This is a genomic window from Dellaglioa sp. CoH-57-MRSF-18, from assembly GCF_056781995.1.
The window spans coordinates 1-547 of record NZ_JBXAXX010000053.1; the positions used below are offsets into that span (position 1 = coordinate 1).

Here is a 547-nt window from a genome sequence, read left to right on the forward strand (position 1 = left end):
GACTGAGCACAGGCCTCTCGACAGCATCCCGATCGTGCCATCGATTGTGGAAGCACTGAAGGATTTTCGGCACGTGGTTATGGCGCGACCCTCGCATAACGAGACGGTGGCCAAATTCCCTGTGCGATACGCCGGGGTCGCGCCACCTACGGTCCCCGAAGCAGAGAACACGACGCACAGTAAATAAGAGTTAGCTCAACGATAGACCTAGATCAATGGCAACAAAAGCAAGTCCACGTGCAGAATTGGCGGCGCTCCGGGCGCTGACTCACAAAGACAAACGAGTTTCCGGTACCCTTCTTAGCCTTATCGACGAATCGTACTTCAACTATACGGAGAGCCAAGAGGTATACAGCGCGGTGCTGCGCCACATGCGGGAGACGGGAACGACACCGGCCTACCGATTGCTCATCGAGGACCCCGCGATATCGGAGGGCACGCGTAAATGGCTGCGCGATTCGCAGGCAACGGTCACCACCGTAGACGAGGCACAGAAATGTGCGCGACTCCTAAACAAGTACCGCCAAATCCGGCAACTTGAGGAACT

General features: G+C 56.5%; 2 protein-coding genes. Both read left to right on the forward strand.

Going from position 1 to position 547, the window contains the following annotated elements; all coding sequences use genetic code 11:
• Nucleotides 1-187 (forward strand): hypothetical protein (locus tag AC1RPG_RS08000; protein ID WP_481762469.1); only part of this gene is annotated, 187 nt, incomplete at its 5' end.
• A 28-nt stretch (nucleotides 188-215) separates the two neighbouring features.
• The coding region (locus AC1RPG_RS08005; RefSeq protein ID WP_481762470.1) for a hypothetical protein at nucleotides 216-547 on the forward strand (332 nt) is incomplete at its 3' end.